The sequence below is a fragment of the Roseibium sp. SCP15 genome (genome assembly GCF_040329435.1).
Classification (GTDB): Bacteria; Pseudomonadota; Alphaproteobacteria; order Rhizobiales; family Stappiaceae; genus Roseibium.
The window spans coordinates 90135-115586 of sequence record NZ_JBDZYI010000002.1 but is presented as its reverse complement, the minus strand read 5'-3'; the positions used below and the strand labels follow the sequence as shown (position 1 = coordinate 115586).

Below are 25452 nucleotides of genomic sequence, written 5' to 3'. Positions count from 1 at the left end.
ACAAGTGGTGGCAGCTGCTTTCTAGGCAGCGGCAAAGGTCCGGTCAGCACGTTTCCGGCAGGCTGCAAGCAGGCTTATGCCACGCAGTCCCAGAAAGAGCTCCAGCGCGATCCACAGTCCGTGATTTCCCAGGATCGGGAAGAGCACATAATAGGCCGCTATGAACACGGCGAGGGACAGCAGCATCATGTTGCGCATCGTCCCCGACCAGGTTGCCCCGATGAAGACGCCATCCATCTGAAAGGCCAGGACGCCAAGAAGCGGTGCGATGATTGCCCAGATCAGATAGGTGTAGCCGAGTGCGCGCACCTCGGGTGCAGTGGTCATGAAATCTATCATTGCGGGTCCGGCAACGGAGTAGATTGCGGCGAGAATACCGGCCATGACAAAGCTCCAGAGAGCAGTCAGCTTTAGCGTCCGGTCGAAAGCCGGCCTGTACCGCGCTCCGACAGCGCGCCCGGAAAGCTGTTCAGCTGCGGTTGCCAGGCCGTCCAGAAAGTATCCGGACACGAGGATGAACTTTTCCAGTACCGCGTTGGCCGCCAATACGGCATCACCCTGATCTGCGGAGCGCGCCATGAAGAAGGCATAGGCATACAGAAGGGCAAAGGACCGGATCATGATATCGCGGTTGAGAGCCATCATGCGCAACAGCAGGCGGCGATCGAATATGATCGACGCTGGCGGCCACGAGCCTTTCTTTACGCTCGTTAACACCAGAACCAGACCGAGGGCTGTTGCCATGATTTCACTCAGAACAGTCGCCAGCGCGACGCCTTCAACGCTCCAGTTCAAGCCGATGACAAACCAGATGCTCAAGCCGATGTTCAAACCGTTGAGGAAAAGCTGCAACGCCAGACCGGTCCCGGCGCGACCGCGGCCGATGAACCAGCCCAAAATCGCATAGTTTGCCAATAGAAACGGCGCACTAAGCACCCGAATGTCAAAATAGCGGCTGGTTGCGGATTGAACATCGGCACTGCCCCCGAGAAACCATAATCCGACATCCCGCACGGGCGCGTGAACTGCGATCACGGCGATCCCACCGATTGCAGCAACAACAAGGGCACGCAGGAGCGTTGCCTTGATTTCTTCCTCGTTGCGGGCACCCAGGGCCTGTGCTGTCAGCCCGGTCGTTCCTGAGCGCAGGAAATTGAACGCGGTGAAAACCAGGTCGAAAATGATGCCACCCATCGCGATGCCACCGAGCAGGGCCGCATCGCCGAGCCGACCGATCACAGCCATGTCGATAACACCGAGAAGCGGCGTCGACAGATAGCCAAGGGTCATCGGCACAGCAATGGCGAGCACCGAGCGGTGCGTCACCGAAAATGCTTGCCCTGCTGCCTTTTGGGTTGCAAGAGAACTGGACATGATTGGCTCACTTTGAAACAGCAGCCCTTTTTGTCCAGCGCATCGGGTTCGTCAATTGTTTTCTTGCTTCTTTCAAAGCATTGAGACGGTCGGGCTTTCCTCACGAAATGAGTGCCTTATATTGCGCGCAATGATGCTTCCGATTGTTTATCACCCGGCGTATTGTGCCGACCTTCCTGCAAATCATCGGTTTCCCATGGATAAGTTTCGTGCGGTTGCCGATCTTATTCGCAAGGAGAACCTGCTTGATGAGGGATCGTTTTTTCGTCCAAGGCCGGCTCCTTTCGAATGGGTCGCACTCGCGCATGATCCCGTTTACGTCGATCAGGTTTTCAATGCCGACGTGCCGGAGAAAATCGTGCGTGAAATCGGATTTCCGATGCGCGAAGACATCTCGTTGAGGGCACGCTGTGCGACAGGCGGCACGGTTCTGACCGGATATCTGGCGTTGGAGCACGGAATTGCCTGCAACACGGCAGGCGGCAGCCATCACGCCAGATGGCGCCACGGAGCCGGTTTCTGCGTGTTCAACGATGTCGCGGTCGCGATCAGGGTCATGCAGGCGGACGGAGCTATCCGCAAGGCACTGGTCATTGACCTTGATGTTCACCAGGGAGACGGAACCGCAGATATCTTCCAGGGGGACGGCGACGTGTTCACGTTCTCCATGCACTCGGCGAAAAACTATCCGGTTCGGAAGGTTCCCTCACATCTCGACATCGGTCTGCCGGATCTTACCGGTGATGAAGCTTACCTGAAGCACCTGGAACAGGTCTTGCCGGAACTGCTCGGCAAGGAGAACTGGAACCTGGTCTTCTACAATGCAGGCGTTGACCCTTACGTTGATGATCGTCTGGGCCGGCTTGCCTTGACCCGCGAAGGGCTGAGACGCAGAGATCGTACCGTGATTGAAACGGTCAGGAACGCCGGCCTGCCACTGGCAGGGGTTCTTGGAGGAGGCTACTCGACCGATATCGAAGAACTCGCAGACCGGCACGTCACACTTCACAGAACAGCACGAGCCGTCGCGATGGATGCCAGCTCGAGTGTGAGCGCGGGAGAGAGGCTTTCAGTTCGGTTGAAGGACCGGATGGTCGTATCAGACGACTATCTGGGAAATTGAGACGTTTATAGAGGTGCTCGAAACCGTTGATGCAGAAGCTGTGGAACCTCCGGCTCCCAGGCCGAGAGCATTTTTCAAACCGGGGTCATTCAATTCTTCAAGACCGTCTTTCAGATCGTCTCTGACATCCTTCAGGTCTTTTTTCGCCTCGTCGTCGTCCTTCTTCGCCAGACTTTCCAGACGGTCTGCAAGCAGCTTGATTTCTTTGGCAATCTTGCCGAGTTCTTCATGCTCCTCCTGCATCCGTGCCGTTCGGTTCTGGCGGTGAGCACTGTCGCTCTCGTTCAGCCTGTCGGTATACGCCTGGACCGCCGTTTTCACGTCAAACGCTGCTGCGTCCTCGTCGGCCTTCTTCTCTTGATCGGCAGACGGGTTCGAAAGGGTGGTTCCGGACGATGTTTGGCTTTCTTCATCCTGATTGCTGTTTCCGGCGTTGGAGTGAGAGCCTGTGTTGAGCGAGCTTGTGGTGCCGGCTGCTTCTGTATGCAATGTTGAGGCGTTGACTGCTGTTGCGCTTTGGGTTTCGGCGATCGTGCCGGTTCCGGTCGCCGCCTCTATCACAGAACTGATGGCACTTGCCGAGCCAGTGGTCGTCGAAGAAAGGGCTCCGGGTCCCTGTCCCTGACCAGCCTTGTTCAGGTCCTGTGAAGCGGTTTTGAACTCCTTTGAAATCTGCTTGAGTTCCTTGAGCATCCGTTTGGCCTGCTCAGGCGTTGCGAACCGCAACATCTCCTTCAGTTGCTTGATGCGCTGCTGCATCCTTTCGACACGCTGCTTGCGCATCGTGTCCTGGTTGTCCTTGACGGATCGCGACAGGCTGCTGCTGAGATCAGATGCTTCCTTGTAGCTTTCAAACAGGGATTTGGCTGCTTCTTCCGCTTCCGCAGTGCTCTTTCCGGAAGAACTTATTGCCTTGGTCAGGCTTTCTGCTGTGGCCAGGTGTCTCGAGTTATCTTGCGCGGCAGTGCCACTGCGCAAATTGAACTGTTGGCGGCTGGAACTTTGAAGAACTGAAAAGATCGACATACTTGGCCTGCGACGGCTCGGGAAGGTATGCCTAATACTTCTTAATCTTGGTTAAGAAAGTCTTAATTTCGCGCATCGGTTGTTTCTGGGGCAGGAGCACCGGCGCTGAAGAGCGCCGGGATGTCAGGTTATCTGGACTTCCCCATCGCCAGAAGTCGCGAAACGAGCCAGATTGGAACAACCACGATCGCACCAATCACCAGGTAGTTCCCGAGACGTCCAATGGCATGGAAGCCCATGTCCCAAAGCCGCTCGACAAAGTTGATCGTCATGTGAACCAGGTCGAGTGGATCGAGGTTCAGGGCGGAAAGTACGATCCCGACAACAAAGGAAAGGAACACCAGTCGCAACAACACTTGCGCAGGCGAGCCCCCCAAAAATCGGCTAAAGCCGGAGTCCGACATCTTTGTCTCCTGATTGTCTGGATCGTGTATCTCCTAGCGGGAAGTTAGGAATGTTGCACGTCAATTACAATGTGTTCGGTCCTGGGCCATTGGTAATATGGACAGTTAAAGCGCCTTTCCGATAGACGACTTGTCGCAAAAAGCTAATTCCCTCTCGTTTCCAGCCAAAGACACCACCTGCGTGCTGGTGTATGAATGAGGTCAGGTCAGCACCATCCGGCCCGAGCGCAAACCCACTTGCGATCGCGCGGGTGCTGCCTCTACCCGTGGTGAAAGACAGACTTCCAATTCAGTGTTTTTGGCGCGGTTGGCAACGAAAAAATCACATTGCGGGGTAGGTCCGATGTCAGCTGGATCATGAAGCGCTTCAATTGCGCTGCCAAGAGGTTGCTGGCACGAGGCGGATGCTGAAACGGAAGTGTTGAGTGTCTGCAAACCTGAATGATCGATCTTAGGCGCGGCGATGGTATGCCCGAGACCGTCACCGCGCCCCAATTCCCGGATGCCCTTCCGACCGGGTTGCACCTGCTTATTTGATATCGGCTGACGTCTTGGACTTCATGTAGCCGGGCGCAGTGCTGACCGCTGCGGATACGGAACCCACTCGAACACCTCCAGCCAGTCTGTCCGGATCTGTTTTCATCTGACAGGGCGAAAGCGACGCTTCGCGAACTTTTCTGGGGGAGACCCCAAACCAGGTTTTCACAGCTCTGGAAAAGGTGCTGAGCTCGGAAAAGCCAAGCAGGTAAGCAATTTCCTTCATCGGGAGATCGGTGCTGCGCAGATATCGCTCGGCGGCTGACCGGCGGATCTCTTCGCTCAGTTTGCGGAAGCTTGTGCCTTCCTTTTCCAGAAGGCGCTGAACAGCCCGTTGCGACATTCCCAGTTTTGCAGAGATTTGCGGAAGCGTACAAGCGCCATGCGAGAGATTGGATGCGACCTCATTCGCAATTCGCGACAGCGGCGATTCCATCTGCCCAAACTTGTCCATCTCTCCTGATGCGGCTCTGAGAATGATCTCGTAAAGATGCGCATCGTTTCGCCGCAAAGGGCGAGAAAGCAGGGAGCGGGGGAATGAAATTCGGTTATGCGGTGCTCCAAAATTCAACCTGCCCTGATATTTCTTCTGAAACACCGACGTGTTCTGAGGTGGGGTGGCCGCCAGTTCGATCAACACCGGAGGGACCTGCATATCAAGGGCATGCTCAAGCTGCCTTGTTGCCCAGCCAACCCGGGCAAACATGTTTTGCCGCCAATCTCCCCGGCCTTCCAGTATAGGCCATTCGACATATCCGCTGGTCTCCGTTTCGGTGAAGATCATCCGGTAGGCATTGGTTCTGATGGGGATGAATTTGACCCAGGCCTGGCAGGCATCCCGCAGGGTAGGGGCGCAGGCAAACAGGTAGTCGAAGATGGAAAAGCAGCCGATATCGATATTGTTGAACAGGTCGAACATGGCGGCATCATCGCCCAGTTCGCCCGCCACATGCTCAAACACGCCGTGCCATGCGGTTATCGGCACGATACCCTCGGGATCTTCCAGGCTGGCAAGTTCGAAGTTGTACAATTGGGCGATATGCGGCCAGTCCAAATCCACATTTGAACAAGTATCACGCAGAACACGGAAAACATCCGCGCGCGCCCATTCGCCTTCAAGCGGCATTCAGTTCTCCAGCCGACCCGTGCACCTATCTTTAGGGAAATTTGCATGACAAGTCAGCGTGGATCAAGTTGTAGCACAAATTGCTAACATCTATTCTGCTGAATATACGAAAGTATAAAAATACCGCCTCCCGGGGGAGGCGGTGTAAGTATTTTCCCTAAGCTGCTTCTTTTGCAGGCTTTTCGGCTTTCGGCGGAAACTTTCCGTAGAAGGTTGCGTTTTCCTTGGCCATTTCGCGCAACAGCTTGTTGGGCTTGAACCTTGGACCCCATTTACGAGTGAATTTCTTGCAAAGTTCAACAAAAGCAGGGGTGCCCATCGTGTCGATATAGCTGAGCGTTCCCCCGCTATAGGGGGCAAAACCGAAGCCCAGAATTGAACCGACATCGGCTTCTCGGACATCCGTGAGGCACTTTTCCTCAAAGATGCGGGCTGTCTCCAGTGCCTGCATGACCAGAAGGCGCTGCTTCAGTTCCTCGATGTTGAAGCTGTCGGCAGACTTCGGCTGGCCGGTGACATCCGGAATTCCGGGCCAGAGGCTCTTGTCCTTGCCTTTGTAGTCGTAAAAGCCCTTGCCGTTCTTGCGGCCAAAGCGTTCCTGCTTGACCACCATCTCCTCAAGGATGTTGTCCAGTGGTCCTTCGACATACTTCACACCAAGGTCCTTGCGGGTGGCGGAGACGATCTTCCAGGCAAGGTCGAGAGCCACTTCATCACCCAGGGAAAGCGGACCAACAGGCATACCTGCCATTTTGCCGGCATTTTCGATCATCGCGGCCGGCACGCCATCAGCCAGCATCATCAAACCTTCACGGATGTAGGTCATCACCACGCGGGATGTGTAGAAACCGCGGCTGTCGTTGACGACAATCGGTGTCTTCTTGATGGCCTTGATGTAGTCCAGCGCCATGGCCAGCGCCCGGTCCGACGTGCGTTTGCCGAGGATCACCTCCACCAGCATCATCTTGTCGACCGGCGAGAAGAAGTGAATGCCGATGAAATTCTTCGGCCGCTTGGAGGCTTGTGCAAGCGAAGTGATCGGCAAGGTTGACGTGTTGGAGGCAAAGATCGCGCGCGACTTCATCACCGCCTCGGCCCTTTCCGTGACGGTTTTCTTGATCTCACGGTCTTCGAAGACCGCTTCGATCACCAGGTCGCAGTCGGCAAGAGCCTCGTAGTCGACGGTTGCGGTGATCTTGGAGAGAAGCTTTTCCTTCTGTTCTTCTGTAGCCCGTCCGCGCTTGATCGCTTTGGTGATCAACTCGTCGGAATGTGCCTTGCCCTTGTCAGCAGCGTCCTGATCGCGGTCGATCAACACCACGTCAATACCGGCCTGCGCCGTGACGTAGGCGATACCGGCTCCCATGAAGCCCGCACCCAGAATTCCGACCTTCTTGATCTTGTTCGGGCGTTGGTCGAGCGGACGGCGCGCCAGTTTGTTCAGCTCTTGCATGGACACGAACAGCGAGCGGATCATGTTGGCAGCTTCAGGCGTCTGCAGCACTTTGGCAAAGTACCGGCTTTCCACCTGAAGGGCGAGATCCATCGGCAATTGCAGACCCTCAACGACCGAATGCAGCAGATAGCGAGCACCCGGATAGTTGTCGAACGTCTCACGGCGGTAGATCGCATTCGCGGCGGGCCAGAACTGGAACCCGGCGGGCGAATAGATCTTGCCGTTCGGCAACTTGTAGCCCTTCTTGTCCCAGTCCTTGACCGGGTCGACACCGGCATTCAGCATTTTCTTCGCAGCTGCGACCAGCCTTTTCGTGCCGGTCACCTCATCGACGAGCTTCATCTGTTTGGCCTGTGGCGCCCGCAAGGTGCGGCCCTGGAGGAGGAACTGCATACCTTGCTGACCGTCAGTCATGCGCATGACGCGCTGCGTTCCTCCGGCTCCCGGGAATAGTCCCACCTTCACTTCCGGCAGGCCCATCTTCAGACCTTCGTCAACGACGCGGCCATGGCAGGCGAGGGCGAGCTCGGTTCCGCCGCCCATGCAGGTGCCGGATACGGCAGCAACAAACGGTTTGCCGCATGTTTCCAGTTTGCGATAGACGAGCGTCAGTTTGCGTGAACCGTCAAAAAGCGCTTTGGCGGCAGCTTCCGGGTCCTGCGCGCGCTTCGTGTGGAAGTCTTTCAGAAGACCTTCCAGCATGGTCAGGTCAGCGCCACCGGAAAAAGCCGATTTGCCTGAAGCGATGACTGCACCCTTGATGGCATCGTCACCGGCGATCTGGTCGATAATCGCGTCGAGCTCATCCATGACGGTGAGGTCGATCACATTCATGGACTTTTCCGGCATGTCCCAGGTGATCAGGGCAATGCCGTCGTCGTCGGTCTCAACGGTGAAGTTCTTGTAACTCATTTGAAAATCCTCCTCGGGTCAGGCGCCGGTGGAACGTGTGCTGTTCGGCTGCAAGTGGGCGCGCTGTTGCGCTGCCGACTTTGTGCCTTCCACGACCACGTCGCCCGTATGTTTGGTTTCAGCGGGTTCAAACAACATCACCCAGCATTCGTCTTTCGCGATCGGGTTATGCTCAACGCCCTTCGGCACCACGTGCATGTCGCCCGCACCCAGAACGGCGTCGTCCCGGTCTCGGTACTGAATGGTCACACTGCCCTTGACGACGAAGAACAATTCATCTTCGTCCTCATGGTCATGCCAGACGAACTCGCCTTTCAGTTTGGCGAGCTTGACGCTCTGATCGTTGACGTCCGCCACCACTCGGGGCGACCAGTAGTCGGTGATCTGCGCAAATTCCCGGTCGATGTTGTTAATCATGGTTCAGACCCGCTCGATGATTGTCGCGGTTCCCATGCCGGCCCCGATGCAAAGGGTAACGAGCGCTGTATTGAGGTCGCGACGTTCCAGTTCGTCCAGCACGGTGCCGAGTATCATCGCCCCGGTTGCTCCGAGTGGATGGCCCATGGCAATCGCACCGCCGTTGACGTTGACGGTTTCCGGGTCGAGGTCGAAGGCCTGCTGGTAGCGCAGAACAACCGAGGCAAAGGCTTCGTTGATTTCGATGAGGTCGATGTCCTTCATCTCCATCTTGGCGTTTTTCAGAAGCTTTTCGGTCACATCGACAGGGCCGGTCAGCATGAGCGCCGGCTCGGAACCGATATTGGCGAAGGCCTTGATCCGTGCACGGGCTTTCAGGCCGGAGGAACGGCCGGCCGTGCTGGAGCCGATAAGAACTGCCGCCGCACCATCGACGATGCCTGAAGAGTTGCCTGCATGGTGAACGTGCTTGAGAGCTTCGATCTCCGGATGTGCCTGAATGCCGACCGCGTCGAAGCCACCCATGCTGCCCATCAGCTCAAAGGAGGGGTTGAGCGAGGCGAGGGACTGCATGTCTGTTTCCGGCCGCATATGTTCATCGCGGTCAAGGATCGTGATGCCATTGATGTCTTTCACCGGGACGACGGATTTGGAAAATCGTCCTTCTTCCCATGACTTCCCGGCACGTTTCTGGCTTTCCACCGCATAGGCGTCGCAATCGTCCCGGCTGAAGCCGTATTTCGTCGCGATCAGGTCGGCCGAGACACCTTGAGGCATGAAATAGGACGGGATGGCGACCTGTGGTTCGATTGGCCAGGCGCCACCCGAAGCGCCGATGCCGACCCGGCTCATGCTTTCCACGCCCCCGGCAACGACCAGCTTGTGCTGACCCGCCATGACCTGGGCGGATGCCATGTTGACGGCATCCAGCCCGGAGGCACAGAAGCGGTTGATCTGCATGCCGGGAACCGAAGTATCATAATCAGCGGCGAAGACAGCGGCTCGGGCGATATCGCCACCTGCTTCCCCGACCGGATCCACGCAACCCAACACAACGTCGTCCACCCTGGCAGTGTCGAGGTTGTTGCGGTCGCGGATAGCCTCCAGTGCGGTTGCGGCAAGGCGAACGGACGGCACTTCGTGCAGGGCACCGTCCTTCTTGCCGCGGCCGCGCGGGGTCCGCACATGATCATAAATATAGGCTTCAGGCATCAGATCCTCCTCTAGATCAGATCAGCATCATTTTGCATCCGGCATCGGGTGGCCGGGCATCAGGTCATAAGGGTGCTTCCAGCCGGGCAGGGACTTGATCCGGTCCAACCAGGCGGTGACATGTGGATAGCGTGCGAAATCGATTCCGAGTTCGCCGTCGTAGTAGAGATAGCTGCACAACGAGAGATCGGCGCTGGTCGGTTTAGAGCCGATGGCAAACTCGTTTTTGGAGAAGTGCTTGTTCAGGATGGAAAGCGCTGATTGCGCCCGGCCATCCAGAAATCCGGTGACATCGTTTTCACCGGTCTTGATCAGCGTTCGCATAAAGCGGAGCGGGCCGATGACACCGGAGACCTTCTGATTGTCGAAGATTGTCCAGCGCAGTACTTCCCGGCGTTCATCGTCGTTGTCCCAGCCGAACTTGCCGAACGTTCCGAACAGGTCGTCCATGATGACAGCGGACTGCGTCAGAATCTTATCTCCCTGAACGAGAACAGGAACTTCTCCCATTTCGTTCAAGGTATTGCGGAATTCTTCGGTGCGGGTTTCTCCGTTGAAAAAGTCGACCCACCTCGGCTCCCAGTCTGCTCCGCACAGCTCCAGCATCAGGGCCACCTTGTAAGAGTGTCCCGACTGCGCCATGCAATGAAGAACGTATTCAGCCATAACTTGAAAATCTCCCTGACAAATCGAATCCGGAGCGAGCCTACACCGGGAGTTTCATATTTGCTTGGGTTGATTTCCGGCCCGGAACAAGCCAGGCCGGGCGAGATCAGAACGCGTCGGCGTCCAGTGACATGAGCGTATCCGAGCCGGATGAGATCCGGGCCAGATGCGCTGCGGTTTCCGGCATGGTGCGTTCCATGAAGAAGGTGCCGAAGGTGAGTTTGTTTTCCAGCCAGTCAGTCTTGTCACCCGCGCCCTGCGCCAATTGCTCCTTGATGGTCTTGGCCATTTTCGCCCACATGTAACCAAGCGCGACGAGACCGAAGAGGTGCATGTAGTCGACCGATCCAGCACCTGCATTGTCCGGATTTTTCATGGCGTTGTTCATTAACCACATGGTCGCCGCCTGCAGGTCATCGGCCCCCTTCTTCAACGGGCCGGTGAAGCCGGCAAGGTCATCGTTGTCCTTGTTCTCTTTCAGGAAGGTGTTGACCTCGTTGAAGAAGCTCATGACTGCGCGGCCACCGTTGGCGGGCAGCTTGCGCCCCACCAGGTCGAGTGCCTGAATGCCGTTGGCGCCTTCGTAGATCATGGCGATGCGGGCATCGCGCACGAACTGCTCCATGCCCCATTCGGCGATGTAGCCGTGTCCGCCATACATCTGCTGTGCATTCACTGCATTGGCAAATCCAGTGTCCGTCAGAACCCCCTTCAGCACAGGGGTCATCAGACCCATCATGTCGTCGGAGAACTGTCTTGCGCTTTCGTCGTCGGACCGGTGGGAAACGTCGCCATGCAACGCGGTCCAGATGATGAACGCGCGCGCGGCTTCGTTGAATGCCCGGATCGACATGAGCGTGCGTCGGACATCAGGGTGAACGATGATCGGATCTGCTGGCTTGTCAGGGTCTTTCGGTCCGGTCAACGAGCGTCCCTGAAGGCGGTCCTTCGCGTAGGTCACCGCGTTCTGGTAGGCCACCTCTGACTGGGAAAGTCCTTGAACGGCAACGCCAAGGCGGGCTTCGTTCATCATGGTGAACATGGCTCTCAGGCCCTTGTTCTCCTCGCCAACCAGCCAGCCGCGGGCGTTGTCGTAGTTCATGACGCAAGTCGCGTTGCCGTGAATACCCATCTTGTGCTCGATGGACCCGCAGGAAACGCCGTTGCGTTCACCGACAGAACCGTCGTCACCGATTTCGTTTCGGGGAACGACGAAGAGCGAAATTCCCTTGGTCCCCTCCGGCGCGCCCTCGATGCGCGCGAGCACCAGGTGGATGATGTTGTCCACCATGTCGTGCTCACCGGCGGAAATGAAGATCTTCGTCCCCGAGATTTTGTAGCTTCCGTCTGCCTGCGGCACGGCCTTTGTGCGGATCAAGCCGAGATCGGTACCGCAATGCGGTTCGGTCAGGTTCATGGTGCCGGTCCACGTGCCGGCGATCATGTTTGGCAGGTATGTTTGTTTTTGGTCTTCTGTTCCGTGAAGCGTCAGGGCAGCGACCGCGCCAGCCGTCAGTCCCGGGTACATGGAAAAGGCCATGTTTGCGGAGGAAGCGTATTCATTGAAGATGGTGGCCAGCGTGTGCGGCAGGCCCTGGCCGCCAAAGTCCGGATGTGCGGACAACGTTCCCCAGCCGTTTTCACAAAAGGCCTTGTAGGCGTCCTGAAAACCATTGGGGACGCTTACCGTGCCGTCATCGTGTCGTGTACAGCCTTCCTGGTCACCGCTCTGGTTGAGAGGCTGAATAACCTCTTCAGCAAACTTGCCACCTTCGCGCAGGATCGCCTCGACAAGATCCATCGGTGCGTCGGCGAAGCCGGGCAGGTTGGAATAACGTTCGTAGCCAAATACGTCCTTCAGCAGAAAAAGAGTATCTTCAACGGGGGCGGAATAGCTCGGCATGGAAATCCTCCCAGATCTGCCGGTTTATGTGTAGCTTACGTTTCCGTAAACGTCACCTTGAGCCCTATATACCCATCTTGATTGGCTCCGACAAGTGGTGTCCCAAGGGAAGGGATGGCAAAAAAATATGCCCAAAACATGCATATGTGAATGTTTTCGGGAGTTGGTATCGCCGGTTTCGTGTTCAGATGACGAAATTTTGAGGATATTCGCTGAGGTGCCTCGAAGTGGTTGCGGTGTTGTTTGAAGGCAATTTTTCCGTGATAGGCAAAGAAAAACGCCGGACCTTCGGCCCGGCGTTTGACTGGTGAATTCGAATTTCTGGAGCTGTTAGCGCTCTTCGGCTTCCTTGTGCTTCAGCATGCCGGAGACGATTTCCACTGTTCTGGAAAGCTCTTCTATCGCTTGCTCAATGTCCTTGCGCTGATCCTCGAGAACCGAAATCTGTTCATTGAACTTGGACAAGGCAACACGCAGCTGTGTGACCTGGCCGTCGCGCAGATCGTACAGGTCGAGCATGTCGCGGATTTCAGAAAGGGAGAAGCCGACCCGTTTGCCCATCAGGACAAGTTTCAGGCGTGCACGGTCACGGCGGTTGTAAATCCGGTTCATGCCGTCGCGTTTTGGATTCAGAAGACCCTTGTCTTCGTAAAAACGCAATGTCCTCAGCGTGCAGCTGAATTCCTTGGCCAGGTCGCCGATCGTGAATTGGGTTTTCTTGGTGCTGTCGTCACTTGCGGACACCACATCCACAAGATCGTCTTCGTTCAGAATTGAAAGCGCTTCGCTCATGGCAGTTGGTACTCGATTTCCAGCCGTTGTCCGGCTCATTGTTGATATTTTACGGTTCCGTGAAACCGGAGCCGAGGAATTTGTCTTCAGCGTGTTTCTATTGACTTATGTGAGTGCACAGTAATCAGCCGGTTTCTTGGCCTCTATTTAGCTTACGTTTGCGTTAAGGTCCAGTGGCGTAAGCGTTGGTCCTCATTATTCGTTAACGCTTGGTCAGCTGTTTCGCCTCAAATGCGGTGATAAAGCCCTGGTTTTCATTCGAAAACGGTTCATTTTCGCATTTAGCAAGACCGGTTAACGCCCTGTTTACCCTAAGTCGACAAAGTCTATTAAAACGCTGCGCCTTGTTCCGTCTTTGGGGGAGAATGAGAGCAGCCTGCAAAATCAGCGGCCTGGAGGGCCGTAAATCCAGGGTCAAGATATGCCGGCTTGGAAGACACACGAGGCAGGACGCCACGGTCGTGACGCGCACGAAAGCGACGGGTTCTACGAAACGCCGCACCGGGAACCGGCGCGCAGCCGGATAGAGCGGTTGACCCGCACCGCCACAGCTTTGGGGCGACGGGGCGATCCACACCTGGAAAGCAGGCATGACGAGGACCTGGATGCCGTCGCCGATGAACTGGACCGGTTGTTGTCTGAACGATCCGATGCCGTTCCGCCCCGGTCACCTGAACCTGTACGGCCGGTTCGACCTGTTGCTCAGCGGCGCGCTCCGGTTCGCGACGCAGGCAGGTTTCAACGTGAAACGAAAATGGACGACGTCATGGGAGCACTGGACCGCCTGGACGAACAGGTGAAGGGTCTGGTGAATGCTGACATGCCGAGAGAAAGTTTCCGTCATTCTCAATCCGGGTCACCGCACCGGCCGGACCGTTATGCCACGGAGAGCATGGCGCCTGACCGGGGATACCCGGAACCCGAGGAATATTACCCGGAAGAAGACAGCGAAAACGCCTTCGGTGCGGGTTACGAATTTGACAGCCAGCCGGTCAGCGCAAGGAACGCGCGCGCTCGCCGCGATGCGTCAATGCATGTCTACAAGGACCTCGGACGACGTATCGACGCCCTAAGGGCACCTCAGGAACAGGCCCTCAACCAGGTTCGCGAAGAACTCGGCTCGTTGCGGGACGCTCTTGGAGGCATCTCCCGCGGCACTCATGAGACAGTAAGCCGGCAGAACGCGGAACTGCGCCGGTTGGCCGATATGGTCGAGCGCTTGAGAGCTGACAAGAAAAACGACCAGTTGGCGAAAGAGGTCCGCAGGGAAGTCGCAGATCTCAAGGACATGGTCGGACGAACGAATGTGGAAGGCGCTCTTCAGACGCTTGAGCATGGTTATGCCCATATTCTGCAGCGATTGGATGAACTTTCCAGGGCGTCGGTCGACCCGAGGGTCCTGAAGGGCGTAACTGCCCGTTTGAACGAAATCGAAGATGCCTTTGCCGCGTTGCCGCGTTCCGAGCACATGATCGTGCTTGAAGACCGTGTGGTGACCATCGCCGAGCGAATGGAGGAGCTGCTTCAGCGCAAGGGACATGCGGAGATTGAGCCGCTCAGGGTTGAATTGCGTGAAGTGCGCGGCTTCGTTGAGCAAATCGACATCAAGGGCCTGGTCGAAGGTATCGACGACCGGATGAAATTCGTCTCCAGTCGCCTGGATGATCTGGAGGTTCTGGCACGCGAACAGCGCGGGTTGGACAGCCGTCTTTCCGCGATGGAAGAGCGCATGCCGGAGCCGGAAACGATTTCCCGGTTGCAGGGACGCCTGGAGGACATCGCCGGCATGATGGCGGACGACCGGGCGAACCCGGTCGATCACGAACATCTGTCCCTTGTGGATCAGCGTCTGAACGAGATTGTTGACCGTCTGGATCGGATGGAACAGGCGGCGCCAATGCCGTCTGCTGATGCAGGGGCGTTTGAGGCGCTGGAACATCGCCTTGAAGGCATTTCCGGCAAGATCGATGCCATTGAAAAGAAAACATCGCGGCCCGTTCCTGTGCTCGATGCCGCTGCCATGCGCGCCGGGGCGGGGCCGGACAACAAGTTTCTGGCTCAACTGCAGGAGCGGCTGAATGATCTGACCGCGCGTCTGGACCAGCCGCAGGACACCGTCACAACTTCTGATCTGGACAAGCTGCGTGAAGAGATCGGCTCCATGCGGGCGAGCGTGGCGGCCCCAGTGTCCACTGACGCGCTGGAAAAGCGAATTTCCGACCTGGCCCAGATCGTTTCCAAGGGCGGTGATGCGTCTGACGACGAACGTTTCGAGCAACTAGGCGCCAAGGTTGCTGCCCTTGCAGAACAGATCGAGAGCAATTCGGTAAAAGCGCTCGATGTTGAGCAGATCTCGCCGGTTCTGGAACGGATCGAGCACGGTTTGCAACAGACCCGGACTGACGTTGCCGGGATTGCAACAAAAGCAGCGCAGGAAGCAGTTGCTTCCGTTCCATCCGCCCGAAACGACCAATACGAAGATGCCATCAACGCCTTGCAGGGCGACCTGAAGCGCCTTCTCGATGCCGCCGAGGGCAGTGAAGAGAGAACCCGCAACACATTCGATGGGGTGAAGTCCGTCCTTGGCTCGTTGACTGAACGGCTGGACAATCTGGAGCGCGTCGACGGTCCGCTCAAGCCGCAGGCGGCAACGGCAGCGAGCTTCACTCCCTTCAACCTGGAAGAGGCAACCCCGGTTTTCACCAAACCTGCGAGCCCGAAAGCAGACGAAAAGCCGAACGCGCTTTCCGAGCCGGAAGCAGACCGGCAGGAAAACCGGGCGCGGGATCGCAAGGCAGATTTCATTGCCGCCGCGCGACGTGCTGCGCAGGCTGCATCTGCTGAAGCTGCAAAGCTTGAGAAGAAACAAAAGTTCAGTGCAGAACCGGAAGATGCGGACGAAGAGCGTGGCAAAGCTCGTATCGGCTGGTTGCGCAACGTCCTGAAGCGCGACAAGGCAAAGGAGCAGGACGCCAAGAAGGACAAGGCCCCGGAAGTTTCACAGGACACGATCGAGCTTCCAGACGAAACCGATCTGGCGCTCAGCAACGAAGATATCGCGGATGCGGCCTATGAAGCGCAAGAGGCAAAGGTGTTGCCCGGTGATCGTCCGGCACCGGAAGCTTCTCAGGCATCCGGTAGCCGTCGCCGTGCCATTTTGTTCGCAGCTGCCGCCGTTGTTCTGGTGATGGGTACGCTTCAGGCCTACCGGTTCGTATCGGCGCCATCTGAAAGCGGGCAGGATCTCGCTGCTGCACCGCAAGAAGAAACACAACCGGTTGCGGCATCCGAGGAACCCGTCGCGGCCGCAGTTGCGGTTGCTTCTGTCACCGAAGTTGCTCCTGCAACTGAAGCGGAGGCCGGGCCTGCGCCGGTGGGGGCGGAAGAAGTCTCTGCGAACCCGGCTCCGGTTGCAGTCGAAGTCGCTTCCAAGGTGGAACCCGAAGTCACCGCGAAGGCGACTGACGAGCCGCGCACCATGCCGATGGGAGCATCGGACAAGGTTCAGCCAGCGTCAGCGAGTGATGCGGCAACCTCTGAAACTGAGCTGGCATTTGCGCCGCCCGCCGGTGTCGCCAGCAGCTTTGGAGAGAAACCGGCTGGCAATCCCTCGAGCTTCACACCGACCAAGCCGGAAACTGTTTCCACGAATGATGCGCCTTCTGCCCTGATCGCAAGCCTGCCACCGGAGGGTATCGGACCGATGGCGCTGCGCAGCGCGGCAGCGAGCGGTAATCCCGCCGCTGAGTTCCTGGTCGGGGTCAAGTACACGGAAGGCAATGGTGTCCCGGCCGATATGTCGAAGGCTGCCGTGTGGTATCAGAAGGCGGCGGACAAAGGCCTGCCGCCAGCGCAATATCGTCTTGCAAGCCTTTATGAGAAGGGCCGCGGTATCAACAAGGACCTGCCAAAAGCCAAGGCGTGGTACGCGAAGGCTGCGGAAGCAGGAAATGCGAAGGCCATGCATAACCTTGCCGTTCTCTATGCTGAAGGTGGTGGCGGTGAGCCGAACTATGCGGCGGCCGCAAAGTGGTTTGAAGCGGCTGCGAATTACGGTGTGAAGGACAGCCTTTTCAATCTGGGCATACTCTACGCAGGCGGGATCGGCGTCGATAAGGATCTGATCGCGAGCTACAAGTGGTTCGCCATTGCCGCCGATCAGGGGGATCCGGAGGCTGCCAAGCGCCGCGACGATGTTGCCAACATGATGGATCAGGAAATGCTGGCCAATGCACGGTTGGCGGTCGAAGGGTTCGCTCTGACTGCACCGGACGCAGCAGCCAACAAGGTGACGCTGGAGCCATCATGGGCAGATGAAGCATCGCTGCCGGCGGCCAAGGCTTCGGTAACGACTGTCGATAACACCGCGATGGTCAAGGAAGCTCAGGACAAGCTGAACTACCTGGGCTTCGACACCGGCACACCCGATGGCCAGATGGGACCGCGCACCCGCAGTGCGATACGTGCCTTTCAGCGTAGTCTCGGTCTGACCGAGACCGGCGAGGTGGACAGAAAGCTGATTGACGAATTGAACAGTCAGGCGATCTGAAATCCTGTCTGAAACCCGACTGTCGAAAACATTCAGCTGAAAATGATCTGCTGCCCCTGTCAACCGGCGGGGGCAGTTGCATTTGGGGTTATCGCTCGTTGCCGGGCGAGCGAACCAATCCTGAAATCCTTCCAGGCTATTCTGTCTTGGGGCAAGGTAATCGATTGCATGCCTGCATGAGAACACGCTGGTCCCGATAGGGCCAAATCGGTAAAAAATATAGTTCCAGATACCGGTTTGACTGGCCTGGTGGACTGAAACTGTATGATCGACTGGTTGACATAGTGGCTGGCACGGGTCTTTAACCAATTTGATCTAACTTCCGAGACCACAAACCAATCCCTAAGCAGTTCAGCTGCACTGAAAACCGGCGTAACCCTGTGCAATTATATCTGCCCATAGCCGAAATACCGGTCAATATCTTTGTGATATTCGGCATGGGTGGTGCTGTGGGGTTTCTCTCTGGCCTGTTCGGGATCGGAGGTGGTTTTCTTCTGACCCCGCTGCTGATCTTTTCCGGCATCCCACCGGCGGTTTCAGTCGCAACCGTGACGACACAGGTCGTCGCGTCGTCGGCATCTGCCGTGATGACCTATTGGCGACGTAAGGCCATTGATCTCAAGCTGGCGACCATCTTGCTGGCCGGTGGTGTTTTCGGGTCCTTGATTGGCGTTATCCTGTTTGATGTGCTGCAGGCGGTCGGCCAGCTGGATGTGGTTATTTCGCTCTCCTACGTGACGTTCCTGGGAACCATCGGAGGGCTGATGCTGTTTGAATCCGTCCGGGCGATCCGGCGGAGAAAATCCGGTGCGGCACCAAAGGCACGCAGGCCAGGTCAGCACAATTGGATTCACGGGCTGCCCCTGAAAGTGCGGTTCCGCCGGTCGAAGCTTTATGTGAGCGTCATCCCGGTTGTTGGTCTCGGTGCAATCATTGGCTTTCTGGGCACCGTTCTGGGCATCGGCGGCGGCTTCATGATGGTTCCGGCGCTCATCTACCTCTTACGCGTTCCGACCAACATCGTGATCGGCACATCGCTGTTTCAGATCCTGTTCACGATGGCCGCGGCCACCATTTTCCACTCGATGGGAACCAAAACGGTCGACATCGTCCTTGCGATGACTCTTATGATCGGCGGCGTGATCGGAGCCCAGTTTGGCGCGCGCATGGGACAGAACCTTCGCGGTGATCAGTTGCGCCTGTTGCTGGCGCTCCTGGTGCTTGGGGTCGGAATGCGTTTCGCGGTCGACCTGCTGCTGGTGCCCGACGATCTCTACTCCATTGCTATTCGCAAGGGAGCGGGCGCATGACCCGGATCATGCTGTTGCTCGCGACCGTTTTGCTTTTCTTCAGCGGACCGGTTCTGGCTCAGGAGAAAAACAAGGACCTTGTGACGGCCCTCTCGTCTGACATGGTTTCCATCCAGTCCAATTTTACCGGAACGGAGATCGTCATTTTCGGGCAGGCGAGCCATATCGACAGGCAGCCCAACGCCCCGGGTGGCTTTGAGCTCGCCATTATCGTCGAAGGTCCCCCGCAAGACATCACCACCCGGCGCAAGGGGCGCTTTCTTGGCGTCTGGGTAAACCGCGAAGCGGAAAAATTTCAGAAGGTGCCGTCTTTCTATGCTGTCGCGAGTACGACGGATATCGGAGAGATTGCACACAGGAATATTCTGGACGAATACGGTATCGGGCTCAATCACATCAATCTGGCCGTGTCGGGCGTCTCCAATGTGCCTCTGTCGGATCGCGATGATTTCCGAAAGGCTTTCATTCGCCTTCGTCAGGACATGGGGCTCTATTCCGAGCAGGAGACCTCGATCCAGTTTCTGACCAATACAATGTTCCGCACCAACATTCCCTTGCCGGCAAACATCCCGGTCGGCGACTACAAGGTCAAAAGCTTCCTCTTCAATCAGGGAAATTTGGTATCGCAGACGGAGCAGACACTCGCGGTCGCAAAAATCGGTTTCGAGCAGATAACATTCGAACTCGCCCAACATTATTCGTTGGTCTATGGACTGCTGGCGGTTGCCTTGGCAATTTTCACCGGCTGGCTTGCGGGTGTCATCTTCCGGAAGGACTGACTTCCTTCGGTCAAAGAGGCGCTCCGGCGAAACACTCTTCGCTGACGCTGGTAGGGTAGCGCGGCCTGCCGATTGAAAAAGCAGCACTTTTTGTCTGGAACTCGGTGATACCGCCGCTATGCTGCCGTTACGTATTTTTTAAACGTTCAGGCAGGGCAGCATGGCTGATCAATCCAATTCCGATATTTCGAAGAACGCACAGGCCAAAGTAGAGCCTTCTGTCGATGCCAAGGTGATCGATATCGCCATTCGATTGGGGGTCCTGGGCCTCTTTGCCTATTTCTCCCTGCAATTGGTCGCGCCGTTTTTCCTGTTTCTGCTTTGGGCGGTTGTTTTGACCGTTGCGCTCTATCCCGTTTACAGCTGGCTGGCGAAGAGGCTGGGGGGGCGTAAGGGCCTTTCTGCCACTCTCGTGACGCTGGTTTGCCTTGCGATTGTTGTCGGTCCTGTCGCCGTTCTTGTGGTCAACCTCGTGGATACGCTGCAGACCTGGTATCACGCCATTGCCGGTGGCACTTTCAAGTTTCCGACGCTGCCCGAAAAACTGGCCAATGCCCCTGTGGTCGGTTCCAAAATTGCCGAGATGTGGGACCTCGCCAGTCGCAGCCTGGAACAGTTCGTGGTCAAGGTCGGCCCGACCCTGGTGCCTGCAGGCGAAAAGGTTCTGTCCGTGCTCGCCAGCTTGAGCGGCAGTGTGCTCTTTTTCATGGTTTCCATCATTGTCGCCGGCTTTCTCTTCGTCCCCGGGCCCGCGCTCGCATCGGGCGCCAAGCGGTTTGCCGACCGGATCATTGCTCCGCGCGGTGCGGAGTTCGTCGATCTGTCCGGCGCCACCATTCGCAACGTCTCTCGCGGCGTGATTGGTGTTGCGGTGATCCAGGGCCTGCTGACCGGTATCCTGCTTGTTCTGTTTGCCGTGCCGTTTGCGGGTGTCCTGACCTTCGTGACCTTGATCCTCTGCATCATTCAGATCGGACCGGCGCTCGTCATCATTCCGGCCATCATCTGGGCGTGGAGTTCTTGGGCGGTCGTTCCTGCGATCATTTTCACGGCGCTGATGGTACCGGTGATGCTGATCGACAATGTGCTGAGGCCACTTTTGATGTCTCGCGGCCTGGATGTGCCGATGCTTGTCATATTGATCGGCGTGTTCGGCGGAACCATCGCCTATGGTCTGCTCGGCCTGTTTCTCGGCCCGGTCATCCTCTCAGTCTTCTACGAGCTTGTCATTGCCTGGGTGAAGGTGCGGGAGGAAGCCGACGAAGAAATCTGATTTCATCCATCAGCTGACCGAGAAACAAGCGAAGACCGTCCTGACAAAACGTCTTGCCTTGTTCCAGGGCAAAACCAACGTTGCTTCGGAGGATTGAGGTTTCTCCAGCCTCCAACACTCGTGCCGAAGGATGGGCTCAGTCGCCTACCAACCGGCTCGCGGTAAAGGGAAACAAGCGGTCATTGCCGAGCATGAAGACCGAAAACTGGCGGCGCCGGAAGATCATGCTGTAGGCATCATGCGTGACGTTCAGACCGCCGGTAAGAGCGCCGAAGGCAGGGAGCACCAGGCGGGTGCCGTCGGTAATGAAACAGGCGCGGCGGATGGACCGGCCAAAGCGGCGCACGCGCGCAGCCGGATGCAGGTGACCACACACTTCTCCTGCAGTTTCTTCCGACCCGATTTTCTCGATCGGCTCGTGGCGGAAGGTGAGGGGACCGATCGTTGTCTCGTCCACGGTTTCACCGCACAGGCGCACCGGTGCAACCGGGTCGTGGTTTCCCGTCACCCAGATCCATTCCCGTCCCAGCTGCAAGGTGGTCAGCATGGCACGGTAAGGGGCAGGCAGCCTGTCGGATCCATCAGAATCGTGGAAACTGTCGCCCAGGCAGATAACTCTCGCCGGGTCGAACGCATCCATGACGCCGGCCAGCTTTTCAAGCGTCGCGCCGGTGTCGTAAGGCGGCAACATGATGCCGCGGCGAGCAAAACTAGAGCCCTTTTCCAGGTGGAGGTCGGCAACGATCAGGGTCGACTCGTCGGGCCACCACAGCACACCGCTGTCGTGCAGGCCAACCAATTGACCGTTGATCTGAATGTCATGACACACCGGCGCAGCAGAATACTTGCGCAGATGGGATGTCAGGGCAGTCATTCCATAGCCTCCAGAACCAACTCCTCGGCAGCTTCTTCCAGCAATGTGTCCATGGCTTCTCCGTAGACCGGTTCTTTTCCTATTTCCAGAAGGATAGGCACGGCGAGGGGAGAGACGTGCGGAAGGGCAGTATGGGTGATTCGCCCGCGAATTCGGGCAAGAAGTTCCCCGAGGCGCGAGATATCCAAAAGTCCTTCTGCGGCATCGTTCCAGGTCGCCTTGAGCAGAATATGGTCAGGTTCATGGGCACGTAACACATCGTAGATCAGGTCCGAGGACACAGTTACCTGCCGACCTGTTTTCTCCTGCCCCGGATGGCGGCGCTCGATCAGGCCGGCGATCACGGCACAATTACGAAACGTACGTTTCATGAGGCTGGATTCGGCGAGCCAGGCGTCGAGATCATCGCCCAGAATGTCCTCTTCGAACACCTGATCCAACGGAATTCGGCCGGAGGAAAACAGCAGCGACAAGTCGCCCAGGCCCCACACCGACAGGGCGTAATCATTGGCCACAAACCCCATAGGCCTCGCCCCCATGCGCTCAAGCCGCTTGGTCAGAAGCATTCCGAGCGTCTGGTGCGCCAGGCGGCCTTCAAACGGATAGCAGACCATGTAGTGCTTGTTGGCTCTTGGAAAGGTTTCCACGAGCAGACCGTCTTTTGCCGGCAGAACCGACTTGTCCCTCTGGATTTCCAGCCAGTCGCGCACCTGATCGGGCAAGGCAGGCCAGGAGGAAGGGGTTGCCAGCATGGTCCGCACGCTTTCTGCAAGGTAAGTGGAAAGCGGGAACTTGCCACCCATGTAGGAGGGGATCATGGGGTTGTCTGTTTTGGCGCGCGAAACATAGGCTTCGCTCTCGCGCATGCCTTCGAACCTGAGAACTTCACCTCCGAAGAGAAACGTATCGCCTTGTGACATTTGCTCGATGAAATATTCTTCGATTTCTCCCAGTAGGCGCCCGCCACGCCCGACCGGCGTGCGCCGTCCGTCTGCCTTGGACCGGACCAGGCGCACCTTCAGCATCGGGGCCTCGACAATCGTGCCGACGTTCAACCGGTATTGCTGGGCGATCTTGGGATGCGAAATGCGCCACAGGCCGTCCTTGCCCTTGCGCAACTTGGCATACTGATCATAACTCTTGAGCGCGTAGCCGCCGGTGGCAACGAAATCCAGAACCTTCTCGAAGGTTTCCCAATCCAGATGCCTGTAGGTTTCCGATGATCTGATTTCGTCGAATGTGGCGACGGCATCGAGAGGGTCGGAACAGGCAAGTCCGAGAATATGCTGCGCAAGCACGTCGAGGGCTCCCTTGCGCAAGGGAGGCGTATCCTGATCACCTCGCTTGGATGCGGCCAGAGCTGCCTGGCATTCAAGAACCTCAAATCTGTTTGCGGGAATTAGAATGGCTTTCGAAGGTTCATCCATCCGGTGGTTGGCGCGGCCGATCCTTTGAGCCAGGCGACTTGCCCCCTTGGGTGCACCGATGTTGATGACGAGGTCGATATCTCCCCAGTCGATGCCCATGTCGAGCGAGGAAGTTGCAACGACGGCTCTGAGTGCCCCCGACGCCATTGCAGCTTCCACCTTGCGCCGCTGACCGACGTCCAACGAACCGTGATGCAACGCGATCGGCAATGTCTCGTCATTGATGCGCCAGAGCTCCTGAAAAACCATTTCCGCCTGGCTGCGCGTATTCACGAAAAGCAGCGAAACATTGTGTTCCCTGATCAGCTGATACATGTCGCCAATGGCATAACGGGAGGAGTGACCCGACCATGGCAGGCGTTCTTCCGAATTGAGGATCGAAACATCAGGTTGTGCCCCGCCACTGACCTCAACAAGATGCGACAAGGATCTTGCCGCCGTGTCGGTCTGCTCCACCAGATAGGCGCGCAGGTCATCGGGTTCGGCAACCGTCGCCGACAGGCCGACAGTGCGCAGTCCGGGGGAAAGGCGGCGCAGTCTGGCCAGCCCGAGCGCGAGCAGGTCTCCGCGCTTGGACGTTACCATGGCGTGAAGCTCGTCCAGAATGACTGTCTTCAACGACGCGAACAGCTTGGCAGATGCCGGATCCGACAGAAGCAGGGCAATCTGTTCAGGCGTCGTGAGCAGGATATCGGGCGGATTGAGCTTTTGACGCTGTCGTTTGTGAGACGGCGTGTCACCGGTACGCGTCTCAAGTCGCACTGGCAGGCCCATTTCCGAAACGGGTGCTTCCAGGTTCCGGGCAATGTCGACCGCAAGGGCCTTCAACGGGGAAATGTAAAGAGTATGAATGCCGTTGCCTGCCTGTCCCGGCTTTCTCTTGCCTCTTGCTTCAAGTTCTACAAGGCTTGGCAGAAATCCGGCGAGTGTCTTGCCGGCACCCGTTGGAGCAATCAGCAAAGTGGAATGGCCTTGCCCGAGGTGATCGATCAGCTGCAGTTGGTGCGCTCTCGCAGACCAGCCTCGCGAAGCGAACCAGCTTTGAAATCGATTGGGTAAAAGCGCTGCATCCATGAGATTGTTTTAAGACACGAATTTTGAAAAGGCGAGCATTTCGGGCTATGAATGTTCTTATTGTGTTCTGCTCCAAAATTTATTGCATTGTGGCAAGCGCCAAGGCAGAGATCTTGGGCATGCCACCGGGAAGGATGACTTTTAGCCGATGTCCGAGCTTCTGACGCTCACACCTGCCGGGCTTTTTTGTCCGCAGGCCGATGCCCATATCGATCCGGTGCGCCCGGTGGAAAAGGCGATTGTTACCCACGGGCATGCCGATCATGCACGGGCGGGGCATGGTGCGGTTCTGGCAACACGGCAAACCCTTGACATCATGTCGATCCGGTATGGTGAGGAGTTCTGCGGGCGGCCCCAATCAATCGACTATGGTGAAGTGATTGAAGTCGGCGGTGTCTCAGTCTCGCTCCACCCTGCCGGGCACGTCCTGGGTTCGGCTCAGGTTCTTCTGGCCGATCGCGGGCGTCGCACAGTGGTCTCGGGAGATTACAAGCGCCAGCAAGATCCGACCTGTACTCCCTTTGAGTTGGTGCCCTGCGATACTTTTGTGACCGAGGCAACGTTTGGCCTGCCGGTTTTCAGACACCCTCCGGCCCGTAGAGAAGTCGAGAAGCTTCTGTCGTCACTGGAACTCTTTCCCGAGCAGACGCATCTTGTTGGCGCTTATGCGCTTGGTAAGGCTCAGCGAGTCATCGCGGAGTTGCGGGCAGCCGGTTATCAAAAGACGATTTTTCTGCATGGGGCGCAGGAAAAGCTGACGACGTATTACCAGAGCCAAGGTATCGAGCTGGGAGATCTGGAGCCCGTGGGCAAGCGCGGGAAAGAGCTTCAGGGCGAGATTGTTGTCTGCCCACCCGGGCAACTTGGGGATCGTTGGGCCAGGCGTTTCGGCGATCCAGTTGCAGCCATGGCTTCCGGGTGGATGCGCGTGCGCGCCCGCGCCCGTCAGCGAGGTGCCGAACTTCCGTTGATCATTTCAGACCATGCTGATTGGGACGACCTTTGTCGAACGATCATTGAGACAGGGGCGGAGCAGGTTTGGGTAACGCATGGCGCAGAAGAGGCACTTGTCCACTGGTGTGAATTGAATGGACGGCATGCACGACCACTCAATATGATAGGGTATGACGACGGTGAAGACACCGGTAATCCGCCAGCCCAGGAGGCCTAAGGTTCAATATGAACGGGCGGACCGTTTGTCCGATCTATTGGGGAGGC

Annotated in this window: 18 protein-coding genes; 6 read left to right on the top strand and 12 right to left on the bottom strand. The window is 57.3% G+C overall.

Annotation, left to right across the window (positions count from 1 at the left end; translation table 11 throughout):
• Positions 1-21 precede the first annotated feature (21 nt).
• Entirely contained in the window at positions 22-1374 is a 1353-nt protein-coding gene (locus tag ABLO27_RS07855; RefSeq protein ID WP_353031857.1) for an MATE family efflux transporter, read from the bottom strand.
• A 130-nt stretch (positions 1375-1504) separates the two neighbouring features.
• Here ABLO27_RS07855 and ABLO27_RS07850 point away from each other — a divergent pair, with 130 nt between their 5' ends.
• The gene (locus ABLO27_RS07850; RefSeq protein WP_353033490.1) at positions 1505-2497 is read left to right on the top strand and encodes a histone deacetylase family protein; all 993 of its coding nucleotides are present in this window, start codon (positions 1505-1507) and stop codon (positions 2495-2497) included.
• Here ABLO27_RS07850 and ABLO27_RS07845 read toward each other — a convergent pair.
• The 9 genes from ABLO27_RS07845 to ABLO27_RS07805 form a co-directional block, all read right to left on the bottom strand.
• Positions 2474-3523 (bottom strand): hypothetical protein, encoded by a 1050-nt coding sequence (locus tag ABLO27_RS07845; protein WP_353031855.1) that lies wholly within the window; start codon positions 3521-3523, stop codon positions 2474-2476. The genes ABLO27_RS07850 and ABLO27_RS07845 overlap by 24 nt on opposite strands.
• A 128-nt stretch (positions 3524-3651) precedes the next feature.
• Entirely contained in the window at positions 3652-3927 is a 276-nt protein-coding gene (locus ABLO27_RS07840) for a DUF6460 domain-containing protein (RefSeq protein ID WP_353031854.1), read from the bottom strand.
• A gap of 529 nt (positions 3928-4456) precedes the next feature.
• Positions 4457-5590, bottom strand: coding sequence for an AraC family transcriptional regulator (locus ABLO27_RS07835; protein ID WP_353031853.1), 1134 nt, complete (start codon positions 5588-5590; stop codon positions 4457-4459).
• Between the two features lie 157 nt (positions 5591-5747).
• Complete coding sequence (locus ABLO27_RS07830) at positions 5748-7958, bottom strand: FAD-dependent oxidoreductase (RefSeq protein WP_353031852.1); 2211 nt, start codon at positions 7956-7958, stop codon at positions 5748-5750.
• Positions 7959-7976: 18 nt separating this feature from the next.
• On the bottom strand, positions 7977-8375 hold the full coding sequence (locus tag ABLO27_RS07825) for a cupin domain-containing protein (protein WP_353031851.1): 399 nt from the start codon (positions 8373-8375) through the stop codon (positions 7977-7979).
• Positions 8376-8378: 3 nt separating this feature from the next.
• A complete protein-coding gene (locus tag ABLO27_RS07820) occupies positions 8379-9587 on the bottom strand; it encodes an acetyl-CoA C-acetyltransferase (protein WP_353031849.1) in 1209 nt (402 codons plus the stop codon).
• Positions 9588-9614: 27 nt separating this feature from the next.
• On the bottom strand, positions 9615-10253 hold the full coding sequence (locus ABLO27_RS07815; protein ID WP_353031848.1) for a glutathione S-transferase family protein: 639 nt from the start codon (positions 10251-10253) through the stop codon (positions 9615-9617).
• A gap of 106 nt (positions 10254-10359) precedes the next feature.
• Entirely contained in the window at positions 10360-12156 is a 1797-nt protein-coding gene (locus ABLO27_RS07810) for an acyl-CoA dehydrogenase C-terminal domain-containing protein (protein WP_353031847.1), read from the bottom strand.
• 330 nt (positions 12157-12486) lie between these two features.
• The gene (locus tag ABLO27_RS07805) at positions 12487-12948 is read right to left on the bottom strand and encodes a MerR family transcriptional regulator (RefSeq protein WP_352939925.1); all 462 of its coding nucleotides are present in this window, start codon (positions 12946-12948) and stop codon (positions 12487-12489) included.
• A gap of 421 nt (positions 12949-13369) precedes the next feature.
• Here ABLO27_RS07805 and ABLO27_RS07800 point away from each other — a divergent pair, with 421 nt between their 5' ends.
• The 4 genes from ABLO27_RS07800 to ABLO27_RS07785 all read left to right on the top strand — a co-directional run bounded on the left by ABLO27_RS07800 (position 13370) and on the right by ABLO27_RS07785 (position 20859).
• Positions 13370-17497 (top strand): peptidoglycan-binding protein, encoded by a 4128-nt coding sequence (locus ABLO27_RS07800; RefSeq protein WP_353031845.1) that lies wholly within the window; start codon positions 13370-13372, stop codon positions 17495-17497.
• A gap of 380 nt (positions 17498-17877) precedes the next feature.
• A complete protein-coding gene (locus ABLO27_RS07795) occupies positions 17878-18807 on the top strand; it encodes a sulfite exporter TauE/SafE family protein (RefSeq protein WP_353031844.1) in 930 nt (309 codons plus the stop codon).
• On the top strand, positions 18804-19586 hold the full coding sequence (locus ABLO27_RS07790; protein WP_353031842.1) for a TIGR02186 family protein: 783 nt from the start codon (positions 18804-18806) through the stop codon (positions 19584-19586). Before ABLO27_RS07795 ends, ABLO27_RS07790 begins: the two co-directional genes overlap by 4 nt.
• Before the next feature lie 160 nt (positions 19587-19746).
• Entirely contained in the window at positions 19747-20859 is a 1113-nt protein-coding gene (locus ABLO27_RS07785) for an AI-2E family transporter (protein WP_353031841.1), read from the top strand.
• Between the two features lie 136 nt (positions 20860-20995).
• On the opposite strand, the gene pdeM is transcribed toward ABLO27_RS07785, so the two are convergent.
• Both pdeM and ABLO27_RS07775 read right to left on the bottom strand, forming a co-directional pair.
• On the bottom strand, positions 20996-21733 hold the full coding sequence (pdeM, locus tag ABLO27_RS07780; RefSeq protein WP_353031840.1) for a ligase-associated DNA damage response endonuclease PdeM: 738 nt from the start codon (positions 21731-21733) through the stop codon (positions 20996-20998).
• Positions 21730-24234: a ligase-associated DNA damage response DEXH box helicase gene (locus ABLO27_RS07775; protein WP_353031839.1), complete on the bottom strand. Its 2505-nt coding sequence runs from the start codon at positions 24232-24234 to the stop codon at positions 21730-21732. The genes pdeM and ABLO27_RS07775 overlap by 4 nt, the downstream gene beginning before the upstream one ends.
• Before the next feature lie 148 nt (positions 24235-24382).
• Between ABLO27_RS07775 and ABLO27_RS07770 the strand changes: the two genes are divergently transcribed.
• Positions 24383-25405, top strand: coding sequence for a ligase-associated DNA damage response exonuclease (locus tag ABLO27_RS07770; RefSeq protein ID WP_353031837.1), 1023 nt, complete (start codon positions 24383-24385; stop codon positions 25403-25405).
• Positions 25406-25452: the final 47 nt, after the last annotated feature.

Excerpts from the sequence above, each read along its gene's own strand:
- ABLO27_RS07820 (WP_353031849.1), bottom strand. The coding sequence starts at position 9,587 with ATGCCTGAAGCCTATATTTATGATCATGTGCGGACCCCGCGCGGCCGC.
- ABLO27_RS07855 (WP_353031857.1), bottom strand. The coding sequence starts at position 1,374 with ATGTCCAGTTCTCTTGCAACCCAAAAGGCAGCAGGGCAAGCATTTTCG.
- ABLO27_RS07785 (WP_353031841.1), top strand. The coding sequence starts at position 19,747 with ATGGCTGATCAATCCAATTCCGATATTTCGAAGAACGCACAGGCCAAA.
- ABLO27_RS07840 (WP_353031854.1), bottom strand. The coding sequence starts at position 3,927 with ATGTCGGACTCCGGCTTTAGCCGATTTTTGGGGGGCTCGCCTGCGCAA.
- ABLO27_RS07790 (WP_353031842.1), top strand. The coding sequence starts at position 18,804 with ATGACCCGGATCATGCTGTTGCTCGCGACCGTTTTGCTTTTCTTCAGC.
- ABLO27_RS07825 (WP_353031851.1), bottom strand. The coding sequence starts at position 8,375 with ATGATTAACAACATCGACCGGGAATTTGCGCAGATCACCGACTACTGG.
- ABLO27_RS07815 (WP_353031848.1), bottom strand. The coding sequence starts at position 10,253 with ATGGCTGAATACGTTCTTCATTGCATGGCGCAGTCGGGACACTCTTAC.
- ABLO27_RS07810 (WP_353031847.1), bottom strand. The coding sequence starts at position 12,156 with ATGCCGAGCTATTCCGCCCCCGTTGAAGATACTCTTTTTCTGCTGAAG.
- ABLO27_RS07805 (WP_352939925.1), bottom strand. The coding sequence starts at position 12,948 with ATGAGCGAAGCGCTTTCAATTCTGAACGAAGACGATCTTGTGGATGTG.
- ABLO27_RS07830 (WP_353031852.1), bottom strand. The coding sequence starts at position 7,958 with ATGAGTTACAAGAACTTCACCGTTGAGACCGACGACGACGGCATTGCC.
- ABLO27_RS07850 (WP_353033490.1), top strand. The coding sequence starts at position 1,505 with ATGATGCTTCCGATTGTTTATCACCCGGCGTATTGTGCCGACCTTCCT.
- ABLO27_RS07835 (WP_353031853.1), bottom strand. The coding sequence starts at position 5,590 with ATGCCGCTTGAAGGCGAATGGGCGCGCGCGGATGTTTTCCGTGTTCTG.
- ABLO27_RS07800 (WP_353031845.1), top strand. The coding sequence starts at position 13,370 with ATGCCGGCTTGGAAGACACACGAGGCAGGACGCCACGGTCGTGACGCG.
- ABLO27_RS07775 (WP_353031839.1), bottom strand. The coding sequence starts at position 24,234 with ATGGATGCAGCGCTTTTACCCAATCGATTTCAAAGCTGGTTCGCTTCG.
- ABLO27_RS07770 (WP_353031837.1), top strand. The coding sequence starts at position 24,383 with ATGTCCGAGCTTCTGACGCTCACACCTGCCGGGCTTTTTTGTCCGCAG.
- ABLO27_RS07845 (WP_353031855.1), bottom strand. The coding sequence starts at position 3,523 with ATGTCGATCTTTTCAGTTCTTCAAAGTTCCAGCCGCCAACAGTTCAAT.
- pdeM (WP_353031840.1), bottom strand. The coding sequence starts at position 21,733 with ATGACTGCCCTGACATCCCATCTGCGCAAGTATTCTGCTGCGCCGGTG.